Raw genomic sequence first — 13,656 nt, forward strand, 5'->3', positions numbered from 1 at the left:
CATTCCGGAGAGACCAACCATGACCAGTCAGAATTCTATACCTGCCGATGCCGTGTTGGTAGCCATCGACATCGCCAAGGTTCGCAATGAAGTGTTGATCGAAGCACCCGGCCATAAACGCCGCCGTCGGTTGTCTGTTCTCAATACGCGTGCAGAACATGACCATCTGATCGAGATTTTGCAATCATATGACCGACCGGTTGTCTGCGCCTTTGAGGCAACTGGTAATTATCATCGTCCGATCGCCTGGCGGTTGGTGGAAGCCGGCTTCGAAACGCGGTTGGTGTCGTCGTTGGCGCTTGCCCGCACGCGAGAAGCCTTGCACAACGGTTGGGACAAAAACGATCCTAAGGATGCGCAGGTGATCCTGCACATGTTGAGGATCCATTCGACGCAGGTTTATCACGATCCCTTGCGTGCTGGCATCAACGACGTTCAGGAATTGTCGAAGACACACGAAGCCATTGCTAACGCCAAGACCGAGATACAACATCGCATCCTGACGCATTACCTGCCGCTGTATTTTCCAGAGATCGAGCGTTTCCGAGGTAACAGTCGCAGCGACTGGTTCTTCGCATTCCTTGATGCCTTCCCCACACCATCGAGCATCACGATACTGACGAAGGAAAAGTTCGTCGAAGCGGCATGGGATGTTGTCGGCAGGAAAGTCAGCAAGTCACAGATTTTAATGGATATTTATTAGACTGCCCGCACCTCTATTGGCCTGCCATTGCCGCTGGATGCGCCTGCAATTCGCATGTTTCGGATGGTTGTCGCCGAAGCCCGCAGCCTGATCCGCCAACGCAACGAGATCGAAGCACAGGCCGATGAGCTGCTGCGACACAGCCGTGATTATCAGATCCTGCGGCAGATTCCCGGGATCGGTCCGATCAACGCGCTAACGATCATTGCAGAGGCTGGGGACCTACGCCGCTTTCATCATCACCGTCAGTTTCTCAAATTTTGCGGGCTGGATCTGTCGACACAGCAATCGGGTCAGTATCGCGGCCAGACCCGGCTTTCCAAATTCGGCAACGCGCGGCTGCGGCGGACCCTGTGGATTGCTGGGCAAGTTGCCATCCGCCAGCGTGAGAACGGCTTCCGACATAAATTCGAACGTTACATCGCGAGAGATCGTGACAATCCTGATCTGCGCCGCAAGGCAATGACCGCTATTACCGCCAAGATGGCGCGTGTCGTACACGCCGTCGTCAAAAGCGGTTCAGACTACCGGCCCTTCGTTGAAGGGCGGGTACCAGGTGGAAGAACCTCTTTCAGTTAGAGCCGTGAGGGCACCCTTCGGATGATCCTGTAGACAATGCTTGGGTCTTCCACCTGGATCAGAAGCTCGTGTTAAGGACGGTGAGGGCCAAAATGATGGACCCTGTGTTTGCTATGGACGAGACCTTTTCCCATGCCAGTGGAAGCCGCCTGGTTCGACGATGTGACTTGACGAGCGTCATGCAGCGTGAGCATGCTGACGAGCAGAGAAACTTTGTCTGCCAAGCCCATTTTCTTCCGCACTTAGGACGTTGTCGGAACGAATGTGCGTCGGGATGCCCCTTAAGATGAAGAGGTCAGAAAGCACGTCGATGATCCGGTCAAGCTCGCGGGCAACGCGCAGACCGGAAAGCGATGTATCGGCGACGAATACCAGGCATTCCCTGGTGCAATCGTCGACGACCGTCAGAATCCGGAACCTGCGTCCATCGGTGAGTTGATCCGACACGAAGTCCAGTGACCAACGATCATTGGCCGTCATCGGAACCAGCATCGGTGCTCGTGTGCCGATCGCTCGCTTGCGACCGCCGCGCTTGCGCACCATCAGCTTTTCCTCCCGATTGAGCCGGAAGAGCCTCTTGTGGTTCACAAGGTGCCCCTCGCGTCTGAGTAGGACATGAATGCGTCGGTAGCCAAAGCGGCGGCGTTCATGCGCCAACGCCTTCATTCGCTCGCGAAGGTCATGGTCGTCGATGCGGCTGCTTTCGTAACGAACTGTCATCCGGCAAACACCGATGGCTTTACACGCCCGCCGTTCGCTCATCCGATGTTGGTTCATCAGATGCGCGATAGCGTTCCGCTGGGCTGCGGGCGTCACCACTTCTTTCCCAAAAGGTCTTTCAACGCGGCGTTGTCGAGCATCGCATCCGCCAGAAGCCGCTTCAGTTTCGTGTTCTCGTCCTCCAGCGTCTTCAGCCGCTTGGCCTCAGACACGTCCATCCCGCCGAACTTGGCCTTCCATTTATAGATGCTCGCATCGCTGACACCGTGTTTGCGGCAAAGCTCCGAGACAGGCGTGCCCGCCTCGTGCTCCTTCAGGATGCCAATGATCTGTTCGTCTGTGAAACGGTTGCGCTTCATTCTCTGGTCCTCTCAATGGGCCAGAGCTTACTTCAAAATGGATTATTTCAACGGGGCAAGGTCACCGCCGTAATGACAAGATCCTGCACATCTTCGCTCTTGATGCCTTCTGTCGTGGCCACATGAGCGATTGCTTCCCGATCACAGCAGTCGAGCGCAAATGCAACGCGGACCTTTTCCTTGTTGTCGCACGTGATCTCGAAGCCATCGGAGCACCATCTGGTATTGGAGCGCTCGACGGTGACTTGCCCGTCGTGTCTGCGTTCACCGGCAGCTCCGGTATGGCGCTGAAGGAGCAGATCATGCTGCTTCATCACGCGATAAACACGTTTGGCGTTCGGCCATGAACGCCCCTGTTCACGGGCCTTGCGCCGCAGAACGGCATGAACGCGCCGATAGCCATAGGTCGACATTTCTTCAATGACCGCCTTGATCTGAGCAACCAGATCAGCGTCGGGAAGCGGAGGTCTCCCTCGGGCTTTGGAAAGGGTGCCTGTGGCTCGCGCCGCGATATTCGACCGGGCAACACCTAGCGTCTCGCATACCGCTTTCATCGCAAAACGTCCTTCGGCAGCGAGATTGAGTGCAGCATGCGTTTTTTTGGGCCGCTGGCGATTTCGAGGGCCTCCTTGAGAATTTCCCCTTCCATCGTCTTCTTGCCCAGCAGGCGCTGTAATTCCTTCACCTGAGCCTGAAGCGCCCGGTATTCCGAGGCAGGGACAACCTCCTCTTCGGCTGCCGTTGCGACCAATGCACCCTGTGACGCAAGCTTGCGCCACGCGAACAGCTGGTTAGGCGCAATGCCATGACGACGGGCGACCAGACTGACCGTTGCGTCCGCCTCGTAGGTTTCGTGGACAATCGCAAGTTTCTCCGCTGTACTCCAGCGTCGACGCCGCTCAGGGCCGGAAAGAATTTCCATCTTAATGCTATTACCAGTCATAATGTGAACAGTAGTCCTATCACTTATTTAAGTGGCAGAAACTGTCCGGGCAATTAAGGGGCTATTCCATAGTTTGACCGCGAAGTAACACTCGAATGTCAACGTAAATTGTGATGTACAGTAGTTAACGAACTTCACACCGATGGTGGACGCTACATGTACTCATTGATCAGTGGGCTCCAACTGAGCGGTCGCAGCATGAAAAACATAAGTACCCGGTCCAGCATATTTCGTGGCTGATTGATCGTCTAATTGACTGTGAAACTTCGAATAGAGTGACACCATCGCGGTGAACCGAGAATGCCGAAAACTATCAGAAGCGCTGAGTTCGGAAATATCAATAACCCGCGCCCCATATCGCATAGCCACCGTCTTGACCCATGGATTATAAACGTCTTCTGCCCCTACTCGTTGACCACCGGATATAATCCGGGACATTGCCAGCGCTTCATCGTCACCAGATACTAGTAGGTTCAGTGGGTGCGCAAGTCGCCCGATCGTATTTAGTTGACGGATCATATCATTAGTATCGATATCTGGGGCGGCTAGTACTATATTTTCCAAACGCCTAGCCACTTGAAGTCGAGAGGTTCGGCTCAACCCGGATAGGGCTTCCATCGCAAGCAACGCTCCCATGCTATGTGCAAGGAGGCCGACCTTGATCTTTCCTCCCTGAACGAGGATTTCAATTGTCTCGGCAAGACCGGCGGTCGAAGCTAGCGCAGCGCGCCTGTCCATGTTGTAGCTAAGCGCGTTACCCTGGGACGGCCAGGCAAATAACACTGCGGTCTGGCCATCATGGGAATCTGCTGTAAGTTGTGCGAGCCGATAGACCGATTCCTGATAAGTGTTATTATATCCATGTACAAATAGTCGGACAGAAGGGATACGATTGGCAGAAACTATAGCCGAATAAAACTCGTCTGCAGTGAGGCTCCGGGATGTGAGTGTAACAAATTCCTTGGCCGGATCTGGTGGTGCACTGGGCCACTCAACCAAGTTTGCTTTGTGAGTAGGTGGGATTGATATTACATGCTTTACAAATCTCAGGTGCGGTGAGTAACCACTCGTAAACGTAGTCCCGGAATTATCCGCTGGGGCCCTGACAGTAGAAACATACACTGTCACGCGTTTGCAGGCAGTTCGAGAAAACGACAAACTCGCGGCGCTTCGCTCTAGCTTGTAGTTACACGCAACAAGCCCGAATAACAGGAAGGCCATCACCAATGCCGAGATTGGTATGCTACCCTGTTTGTTATGAAGTGCCGCGCGCAGCAGCAACAAGACCACGTTTCGGTCCTCCTATCGATTTTGTTTTGAGAAACAAATTAGAGAGATAATTTTCGCACTATTGGCTATGGGGGACTATCTTCTAAACGGAGAAAATATCCTATGCTAAGTGGTAGGAAGCACTAAACGGTGTCGTCACGTTAACTGTGGCTGCAGTCGCCTGCCTGACGGGGTGGGATTAAATTTTGGCGATTTCGAAAACGGGATCGAACCATGCAAGGTCATTGGTCACCTGGAGCGTTGCAACGGTTCGTCTCCATGAACTCAGCGGCCCGCAATGGTTTTTCTGTTCCATCTCGTCGCCGCGCCACACAAACAATTCGCTACCATCGCCTCGATGCATTCGACACTTGGAAAACTGCGACCGCTATCGCGTGAAAAACCCAAACTCAGATAATCTCTCGAAAGCACAAAGTTAAAATGACAACCTCGTCACATGTCCTCTGGGCAGGTCAGCGGCATATGGGTTCGATAGAATGCTTTCAGACTTTACGCGGGGGCGAGCCTTCGAGAGTGGCGATCAATTTGCCGATGCGCCGTTTCCTAACATCCGCGCTCTTGGCTTCCTCAATCGTTCTGACGTGTTTTTGTCGAAGCCCAAACGGCAGACGGTCGAAAGACGCTCTGGCTTGCGGACAATCATTGAGCGCGTCCGCTAGGTCGGCGGGCTCCGCAACTTCTCGCGGCGCCTCGTCCAGTTCGACATCGATTTCGACGATATCGCCTTCGCTGATCCTGGCGGCAGCGCGATTGGCGGCACTGATCCCTATAAGCCTCTGCCCGCGCATTGCCGCCACCCTGCTGCGCCAGGTGTGCCCATTGATCGTGATCGTCACGGGTGGGCGGCCCGCAGGCCCGAGCACCTGCATAACGTTGTCAGGCACCTCGACGCCTGTCGCATTGCCGGAAGGAATGATTTGTGCCCGGAATTTCATCTGACGATCACCTCCAACGTTAATCCAATCGTAACAGTACTCCGTCGAACGAGGCAAGGAAATGCGGCCATCCATGTTGCGGCGCAGCTTGTCAGCCGCAGTCCAAAGAGGGGTGTTGTCATGTCTGGATGGCGCCCGACGGACAGTTCGCAGATGAAGTCTTGCAACTTACGGATGGGGTGGGTGTCAACGTCGTCTACGACGGATCGGGACCGAAGACTTTCCACGACTCCCTGGCCTCACTCCGTCGTTCCGGTACTTTTTGCTGGTACGGACCGGTGCTGGGCGGGCAAGGTCCGCTCGATCTTATTAGCCTGCCGAAAAGCATCAAGATCGGCTACGCCACCTTCTTCGATCACATCCCCACCACCGACCTCGAACGTGAAATGGCAAAACGTGCAGGCAGCAATGTGACCGAGATCGAAGCAAGTCACGCGGTGTTTGCTTCCCAGCCCGAGAAAGTTGCGGAAGTAATCGCAAAAGCTGCGAGACAAATCGGGAAGTAGCCGATCGGGATAGAGAAAGCACGTTGCCTCTGCTTAACAACGCAATGTGCTTTCGATATTTCCGTAACACTTAATGGGTGAAGATAGTACGAATTGCCTTCAATACTGAGTGTGGATTACGGTCACCATGTATCTCCATCCCCGTAGAATGCCTGTTCAAATCAACCTGCCTTGAAAGTTTAGTCGCAATCTCTCGCGCCAGAGACGGCTTCTCCTTGAATAACTTTGAGAGATCATCCTTGTTGACCTCGAAGACCGTCGCAGGCGTCAAGGCGTTCAGCCCAAACTCTGTCCGCGCTTTATCGCCCAACCCCGTATGACTGAAGAAGTCGCCCGGCGATAATCTCCATTGTTCTTCATCGTTTCGCGACATCGCAACAACGCCCGCACACATTATCATGATCGATGAAAACTCTTGTCCCTCCTGGACAATGGCATCGCCCTGTTGATAGACCTTGAATTCCCCAGCCTGGATCAGATTTTCTCTTTCCATCTCCGAGAGCTCTGCAAAGATCGGGGTTTCCGTGATCATTGTACGCAGCCGGGTATCGATCGTTTCGTCGTTTTCCACACCGGATGAGCCATCGTCGACTATGATTTGCGAAGACGCCGGAGCTAATACCAGCCCAGCCGCTTCGCAATGACGCATGATCAGATCAATTACTTCGTTGCGTGCCTTGATCATGTTCGAAGGGTTTTTGACTCTGAAGTAGAGATCGACATCCAATGCCGTCGCGTCTAGGCCTTTGAGAGCCACGACCGGCAGAGGGTCTTTGATGATGGAATTACAACCACACAGAGCTGTATTCAAAACATTCTCAATTGCAGAAGGAACCCGTGTGGGCTTGATCCTTAAATTCATCTGAAGAAGATGCGTTTCATTTGGTCGGCTGAGGTTGGTCAGGCAAAGTTTTGCCAGTGCGCTGTTGGGTAAGACGAAAACATTGTTGGCGACGGTTAGTATTTGCGTCGAACGCCAAGTACTTGCGATAACTCGCCCCTCAACTCCATCGCTGAGACGAATCCAGTCGCCAAGCGTGAAAGCACGTCCCAGCGTAAGTGCTATACCAGAAAAGACGTCGCCAAGCGTGCTCTGGAGGGCAAGCCCAAATGCTATGGCTATAACACCGGATGTAGCTACCAAAGTCCCAACTGGAACCCCAAACACAAATGCAAGAGCGGACAAACTTGCGAATGTATAGACGGCGCCCACGACTATGTCCTGGAGGAGCCGTGCTTCACGTGGCCGGCCCTCGAGGACAAGGAAAATGCGTACAAATCCGATCACTGCCCATGACAAATGAAGCCACCAAAGAAGTTTTGCGAAGGCAATCAGTATCGTGCTCGCATTATCAATGCCCCCGGCATCGGAGCGACCTAACGGGATGTCTCCGAATATGATGACTGACGTCATGGCAGCGAAGAATGCAATCTGCACAATCAAACGCAGATTTGAGCGCTTCGGGCCAATCAACTTCCAGACGATCATTCCGACAATGCCTATGACTGCCAGCCATATCATTGGTGCGATTGTGAGCTCACCCGAGTTAATGGGCATCTTTGTGATATCCTGTGAGTTCGGCAGCAAAAGTCGAGGTCATCTTCGTTCGGCGGTCCAGATTGGAGCAGGAACACTTGGAGCGTTACTGTCAGTAGCCAATACCGGCAAGAAGCCGTGCCGGCCCTGTCTTGCTTGCATTTCCGTTCACTGCATGGTGATCCCCCGGAAACTCGTAAAAATTATCTCCGGCGTGGTATTCGATTACAGGACCACTAATAACTTGGTTTGTGATCGCTCCTTCCAGTACGGTCGCATAGATAAACGCCGATTTTGCATGAGTGTGAGCAGGAGAACTGCCTCCTGGTAGATACTCAACGAGCACACCCTTGCTGCTCTTGCCGGGGACGTTTGGAAGTGGCCGATCGTATACGACTGTTACCTTGTCGTCCTCACTGTCATGTGCGAACGCCGCAGCAGTGGAAGCAAATATAAAAGCTGCCGCACATGAAAGAACCTTGATCGTCATAAATCTCCTGAGCTGATGGTTGCTATTCATACGATGCGGTGGGAGCAGCGGCCAATCAGACTCAGGAATCGGTGCTCTAGTCCCAAGGTACAGGTAGGATACAGGGTTGCGTGGAAACCGGTAGCGTGGGTTTGCTGGCCCCTCAACTGAAAAATGTCCGGTGGATCGATGAAAACGGTGAAGGCCGCAGTCCTCTGACACTGGGTGAACTGGGACACGGCATCAGGATTTTATATTTTTTCCAGGATTGGTGTCCGGGCTGTCATGCCCATGGCTTTCCAACATTTGTGAAACTTGTCGATAGACTCCACGATAAAGGCGTTGGCTTCACAGCGATACAAACTGTACTTGAAGGCTCGGATGTCAATACATTCGATCGCCTGCGAGCAAACCAGCTACGGTACAGATTGCGGGTTCCTTTTGGATATGCCGGTGCGGTTTCATCAGATACCGTTCCTAACGGTGGCGTCGCCTTAATCTGGGACCGGACGCACTTCTCTCCGCAGACCGTCTTTCATGCGCTGATAGAGATGGCGATGTTGAGCCATGTTGCGATAGCGTGGGAGCGAAGTTTTCGATGATCTTCGGCGGAGAGATGTTTGCGGTGAAGAAGGAAGAGATTGGCGATCTGGCCATGGGCTGAGACGAAACGCTGGCATTGCCGGGCCGACTTGAACCGCATCATCCGCCGTTCCCGTCGTCGCACGGGAAGATGTGAATTCTCGGCGCGGTTGTTGAGGCCCTTGTGTGATCGATGCTCGACCCCCGGCGTCAATTCCGCCTTGGCTGCAGAGTAGGACCGCAACTTATCGGTGATCATGACCCGTGGAGAGATGCCCTGGCCTTTGAGGAGCTTGCGCATCAGCCGCAGGGCTGCACACTTGTTTCTCCGGTTTTGCAACAGGGCATCGAGGATGTAGCCATTGGCATCAACGGCGCGCCAGAGCCAGTATTTCTTTCCCTTGATCGTCACCACCATTTCATCAAGCTGCCATTTGTCAGCAAAGTGGCCGCGCGAGCGCCGACGGAGTTGGTGGGCCAATTTGAGACCAAACTTTGCAGCCCATTCCGAGACGGTCTGGAACGAAACCTCAATACCGCGCTCGGCAAGTAGAGCATTTCCAGCAAAAGTCCGAAGCGATTTTGCGTCGGATAATGCTTAAAAAACAAAGAGGTAGAACTGTTCCAATGACTCCGTATCAACTGGAACCGCTCTAGATCTTCGACGTCGCGAAAGCTGAGTGGAAACCGATAATAGAGCCATACCGCATGGGTGATAATCTCGGCGGGAAAGCGGTGACGTCGAAAATGAGCGGGATGGGGTTCGGTCATACCCATCGAATAGCAAATCAATCCGGACTATTCCGTTAACACGACGCTACCCCAAAACCGCTGGCGGGATCACGCTTGCCGGCATCGAACTCATTCACATGATGCGCAAGCAGCGGAGCGTCTTTACAGCAGAAAATGGGCAGTCACTCAAACCGCATTTCGTAGCACTCACGGCATAATTGTATCTAGAGTAATGGCGCGCTTCGTCCACAGCAAATTCTTGCAACCGATCCCGCTCGGCCCTTATCTTCTTCAGATCACGTAGACTTAGAGCGTCAGTTAAGATTCTTAGCTCCGCTCAAAGTTCACCGAACCACGTCTCCAAAACGCGTTGAAAAGAAATGAACTGCTGAAGGGATGCTTCGGCACCGAAGCTATCGCTTTCACCCGATAGTCCGGGAAACCAATGAAAATATGCAATTCCGTTTTCTAATGGGTGCCAGCCATGCTGCAGCGCCTCAGATTGTACTGAGTTCAGGGCTACCCTGGTGGAATGAGTGGCCGCAGAGCGTCCACAAGCTGTGTCGTGCCTCGACGTATCTCGCTGGCATTCGCCTCCACATCAATCAGTCCGCCCTTAGTGTGGGCGTCGTAAACCTTGAACAGGAGTTCCGAGGCGCTCTCGCTCATGATCCTCTCAAGGCTCACTTTCCGTAGTGAGCGTGGCACGGCTTGCGCCTCAATGGGTATGCCCGAGAGCTGGCTTAATGCCTCCGCTACGTCAATCGGGCGGTACCGTCGCGGCCCCTCGGCATGAACGATACGCAGGTCGTTCCTCATACCCGGTTCCAACAAGAGACTGGCTGCAATTCGACCAAGATCGTGCGCTGAGATCATCGGCAGCGTTTTGTCGATAGGGTCGTGAAAGCTCGGCAGAATACCGGATGCAATGGCAGTCGGCGCAAACCGTGCCCAGCCTTCCATATGTTCTGCTGATCGCAAGATTAGCTTCTGGCCTTCGGTCAGGCTGAGACGTGCTTCGAACATTCGAAACATGCTGGGCATGCCAATGTCGCTGGCGACATGAGCCCCGTAGTCGGAGATTGCCAGGACGCGCTTCGAGCGTGTCTGCTCAAGAGCCGCGACGAGGCTTTCGATCGCTCGCTGCATTTCTCGAACCGTGTCCTTCGTCTGCGACGACGGCGGAAGGATGACCTGAGTGGCATCTACATTAGCGATCGCCTCCGCGAGTGCTTCGGAATCCTGCAGGTCTGCCAAAGCGATCTCGCATCCAATATCGGCGAGCGGTTTCGCCTTTGCCGGATCGCGCAATATTGCTCTGACCGGGAAACCCGCCTTGCGCAAGGCCAAGGATGTTGAATAGCCAACCTTTCCGGCGGCACCAACGATTGCGAACATATTCAATTCCTCTGTTTGTCTACATTCGACCGACTTGAAGGCTAAGCGACGGTGTTGGTAGACCTCTCCAACTTGGCTTGGGATTGGACGTGGTCAGCGAACACTTCCTTCGCAGCGAACAATCCGTTGAGCGCTGCCGGGAAACCCGCGTAGACGGCCATCTGCATGATGACTTCGGTGATTTCGTCCTTCGCCAACCCAACATTCAGCCCCGCTTCGATATGCACCTTCAATTGCGGGGTTGCCGTTCCCATCGCTGTCAGTGCTGCGATGGTGGCTATTTCGCGAGAGCGCAGATCAAGGCCGGGACGGCTGTAAATGTCACCGAAAGGGAATTCAAACAGGTAACTGGCAAAATCAGGGGCAATGTCCGCCAGAGCGGCAATGACATTGTTCCCGGCCTCGCCGTCGATTTCTGCAAGCACCCGCTTGCCGCGTTCTAGCCGGCTTTCACCGCTGTTTGTGATTTGACGCGTCGTCATCCTTCATCCTCTGTTTCAGCTTAAGAATATCCGCTCTCCCATGAGAGAGTGGAATTGCGTGCTCAGTTTCAGAATGTGCCGGCTTCCTGGCGGATCGCGGCGTTCAGGCGGTTCCAGACATTAATAGTGCCGATAGTCAGAAGAAGTGCTGACAACGCCTTTTCATCATAGTGACGCGGGCCTCGGCCCAGATTTCGTCAGACACCGGATCGCCCTTGTCGGCGACGCGGGTCAGAGCTTCGGTCAGATCGAGGGCCGCGCGTTCTGCGTCTGTGAACCAGGGGGTATCCCGCCAGGCCGCAACCGCGAAGAGGCGGTCATCGCTCTGACCGAGCTTCTTTAGATCACGCGCATGCATGTGAACGCAGACACTGCAGCCATTGATCTGGCTCGCCCGCAGATGAACGAGCTCGCGGGTTACTTCCGACAAGCCCTCCTGATGGGTTGCTTTGCCAAGCGCGAGCATTGCCTGCATAGCTTCGGGCAGGACAAGAACGGGATGTTTCATACGAACTTTCATGGTAGTTCTCCTCATAGGTTCAGTATCTTGACGCTAGTGCGAAACCTGCTTGTCGTATCGGCCAGATTTCGTTCGTCATGGCATTGACGAATGGGACAAGGAAAATGTGACAGATGGCTGAAGAAAATTTTTTCGCTGAACAGTTCAACCGGAAACGAAGCCATTTGCGCGGGGTCGCCTACCGCATGCTGGGATCACTGCCCGAAGCGGAAGACGCAGTGCAGGAGACCTGGCTGAGGCTGACACGCTCCGATATGCTTGAGGTCGAAAATCTTGGCGGTTGGCTGACAACCGTGCTGGCGCGCGTGTGCCTCGACATGCTGCGTCAACGCAAAGCCCGGCGAGAGGAGAGTTTGGACCATGACGCGCCGGAACCGGTGATGGCAATCGCCGGCATCGACCCGGATCAGGAAATGGCCATGGCTGATGCGGTCGGTTTGGCCATGATGGTCGTGCTCGAGAAACAGGGACCGGCAGAGCGCATCGCCTACGTGCTCCACGATATGTTCGACATTTCCTTCGACGATATCGGGACGATCGTTCAACGGACACCAGTCTCCGCCCGACAATTGGCGAGCCGGACACGGCGGCGCGTCTCAGTGCTGTGGCGGATCTGCGTGGCGCAGAACAGGTTGCCGCGGCCTTCAAGGGCCGCGCCCGCAACGCCAGTCCCGCACTCATCAATTGTGCCGTCGGTGTCCTGGTCGCGCCGAAGGGCAAACTGCTGGTCGCATTGGCAATCATTGTCGAACAGAGGCGGATCGTCGGCATCGAAGCCATCGCCGATCCGCAACGGCTCGCAACGCTAGATATGGAGGTGCTCGGATCAAGTTAAGGAACCAATCTTCGGCACTATCTGGGGTAACGTTTGCTTTTGTCTAATGAGCAATTCGTTCTCTCAAAATTGAGCTTCTCAATGTTGAAGATGACGTGAACTCATGTTGAACCGCGCCGTCGTCTTCCACGAGCGCGGAGAAATCCGTGATCGATCTTACGATGGCCAAGCATTCCGTGCCTCTGGTCTTAATCTGGTGGTGATCGCCTTTGTTGGGGCTACCTACGTCCTCGACGGTCTGTTTGATCACGATACAGTTCTCGAGATCGAAGAGCATTTCACCGATCCGCGTCTGCATAATTCCTAATGGCGATCTAAGTTTATAGGAAGCGTCGATTAGGAAGTGCTGGCGTTTCCTAGCCTCAATCTCAACTGCTTGAGTTTCCCATGAAAGCCGTCGAAAGAGAAACGACATCCATTGGGATGCCGTTGATCGGAAGACGTGTTCCGTGTGGGCGTGAGTCGATCTCCGCAGATGTTTCGGTGACACCGCTCCGGCACGCATGTCAGTTTGTCCGGCATGTGGGTGCGATGATTTGCGATCCGCCTTTTACCAAAACTCTACGAGAGTAGCCTAGGTCGAGACTTCCTGTGCAAGTAGGTTAAGGAACCTGATTGAACAGATGGGTATCTTGCTAATGACAACGTTACCATCAGATGTTATAGAGCAGAAATATAAATGGTAACGTTATCATTGATCGGAGGAAGTCAGTTGATAGCAATCCAGTTACAGATTTTCGAGCGCGATCCGGTCGCTCACGCTACATCAGGCTTCAGATATCGCGTTCAAGCCCTTTCTTTCATCGTGAAGGGGGAACAGTCGGGGCGGGCCCACAATGCCTAGCCTGAATTTCCGCCCTATCCGGCGTTATGAGGACGCCCTGATCGAAGGCGTCTATACAACGCTTTTTCTGGCCATTGTCGCGGCGATCATCGGACGGTGTTGTCACGTTAAGTTTCTCTGGCCGGAAAGGCCAGGGGCTCGTAGATATTCAGGCGAAACAGGCCGCAATTTTCCATGCATCGAAAGCTTCGAGGCGATGGTAGCGAATTGTGTGTGCGGCTC

The 13,656-nt window shown here is 54.0% G+C and carries 8 protein-coding genes and 9 pseudogenes; 6 read left to right on the top strand and 11 right to left on the bottom strand.

The features are described from left to right. Positions 1–19: 19 nt before the first annotated feature. Positions 20–1,307: pseudogene (locus F9K91_RS21610) on the top strand (IS110 family RNA-guided transposase). 224 nt (positions 1,308–1,531) lie between these two features. On the opposite strand, the pseudogene F9K91_RS21615 reads toward F9K91_RS21610, so the two are convergent. The 3 genes and pseudogenes from F9K91_RS21615 to F9K91_RS21625 form a co-directional block, all read right to left on the bottom strand. Further along, a pseudogene (locus tag F9K91_RS21615) lies at positions 1,532–2,361 on the bottom strand (IS3 family transposase); the annotation flags it as partial. Positions 2,362–2,423: 62 nt separating this feature from the next. Beyond that, positions 2,424–3,304 (bottom strand): annotated as a pseudogene (locus F9K91_RS21620) (IS3 family transposase); the annotation flags it as partial. Positions 3,305–3,466: 162 nt separating this feature from the next. After that, on the bottom strand, positions 3,467–4,525 hold the full coding sequence (locus F9K91_RS21625) for an alpha/beta hydrolase (RefSeq protein ID WP_235913347.1): 1,059 nt from the start codon (positions 4,523–4,525) through the stop codon (positions 3,467–3,469). 261 nt (positions 4,526–4,786) lie between these two features. On the opposite strand from F9K91_RS21625, the pseudogene F9K91_RS26805 reads away from it, so the two are divergent. After that, positions 4,787–4,972, top strand: a pseudogene (locus F9K91_RS26805) (IS6 family transposase); the annotation flags it as partial. A 104-nt stretch (positions 4,973–5,076) separates the two neighbouring features. Here F9K91_RS26805 and F9K91_RS21635 read toward each other — a convergent pair. After that, a complete protein-coding gene (locus tag F9K91_RS21635; protein ID WP_151678701.1) occupies positions 5,077–5,529 on the bottom strand; it encodes a YdeI/OmpD-associated family protein in 453 nt (150 codons plus the stop codon). Positions 5,530–5,900: 371 nt separating this feature from the next. Between F9K91_RS21635 and F9K91_RS26730 the strand changes: the two are divergent. Next, positions 5,901–6,035, top strand: a pseudogene (locus F9K91_RS26730) (alpha/beta hydrolase); the annotation flags it as partial. Positions 6,036–6,105: 70 nt separating this feature from the next. Here the strand turns inward: F9K91_RS26730 and F9K91_RS21645 are convergent. The 7 genes and pseudogenes from F9K91_RS21645 to F9K91_RS21680 all read right to left on the bottom strand — a co-directional run bounded on the left by F9K91_RS21645 (position 6,106) and on the right by F9K91_RS21680 (position 11,755). After that, positions 6,106–7,593: a mechanosensitive ion channel domain-containing protein gene (locus F9K91_RS21645; RefSeq protein WP_151678702.1), complete on the bottom strand. Its 1,488-nt coding sequence runs from the start codon at positions 7,591–7,593 to the stop codon at positions 6,106–6,108. A gap of 91 nt (positions 7,594–7,684) precedes the next feature. Then, positions 7,685–8,062 (bottom strand): cupin domain-containing protein, encoded by a 378-nt coding sequence (locus F9K91_RS21650; RefSeq protein ID WP_151678703.1) that lies wholly within the window; start codon positions 8,060–8,062, stop codon positions 7,685–7,687. A 514-nt stretch (positions 8,063–8,576) separates the two neighbouring features. After that, positions 8,577–9,176 (bottom strand): annotated as a pseudogene (locus tag F9K91_RS21660) (IS6 family transposase); the annotation flags it as partial. 104 nt (positions 9,177–9,280) lie between these two features. Continuing rightward, positions 9,281–9,394: pseudogene (locus F9K91_RS21665) on the bottom strand (IS6 family transposase); the annotation flags it as partial. 480 nt (positions 9,395–9,874) lie between these two features. Next, a complete protein-coding gene (locus tag F9K91_RS21670; protein ID WP_151678704.1) occupies positions 9,875–10,753 on the bottom strand; it encodes an NmrA family NAD(P)-binding protein in 879 nt (292 codons plus the stop codon). Positions 10,754–10,794: 41 nt separating this feature from the next. Continuing rightward, positions 10,795–11,235, bottom strand: coding sequence for a carboxymuconolactone decarboxylase family protein (locus F9K91_RS21675; protein ID WP_151678705.1), 441 nt, complete (start codon positions 11,233–11,235; stop codon positions 10,795–10,797). A 68-nt stretch (positions 11,236–11,303) separates the two neighbouring features. Then, a pseudogene (locus tag F9K91_RS21680) lies at positions 11,304–11,755 on the bottom strand (carboxymuconolactone decarboxylase family protein). Between the two features lie 113 nt (positions 11,756–11,868). On the opposite strand from F9K91_RS21680, the gene F9K91_RS21685 reads away from it, so the two are divergent. The 3 genes and pseudogenes from F9K91_RS21685 to F9K91_RS26195 all read left to right on the top strand — a co-directional run. Further along, positions 11,869–12,564, top strand: a complete 696-nt coding sequence (locus tag F9K91_RS21685) for a sigma-70 family RNA polymerase sigma factor (protein WP_328593082.1) — start codon at positions 11,869–11,871, stop codon at positions 12,562–12,564. Positions 12,565–12,693: 129 nt separating this feature from the next. After that, positions 12,694–12,897: a hypothetical protein gene (locus F9K91_RS21690; protein WP_151678706.1), complete on the top strand. Its 204-nt coding sequence runs from the start codon at positions 12,694–12,696 to the stop codon at positions 12,895–12,897. 529 nt (positions 12,898–13,426) lie between these two features. Beyond that, positions 13,427–13,656, top strand: a pseudogene (locus F9K91_RS26195) (hypothetical protein); the annotation flags it as partial.

Origin of the sequence: Brucella tritici, from assembly GCF_008932295.1 — a bacterium.
Taxonomy (GTDB): domain Bacteria; phylum Pseudomonadota; class Alphaproteobacteria; order Rhizobiales; family Rhizobiaceae; genus Brucella; species Brucella tritici.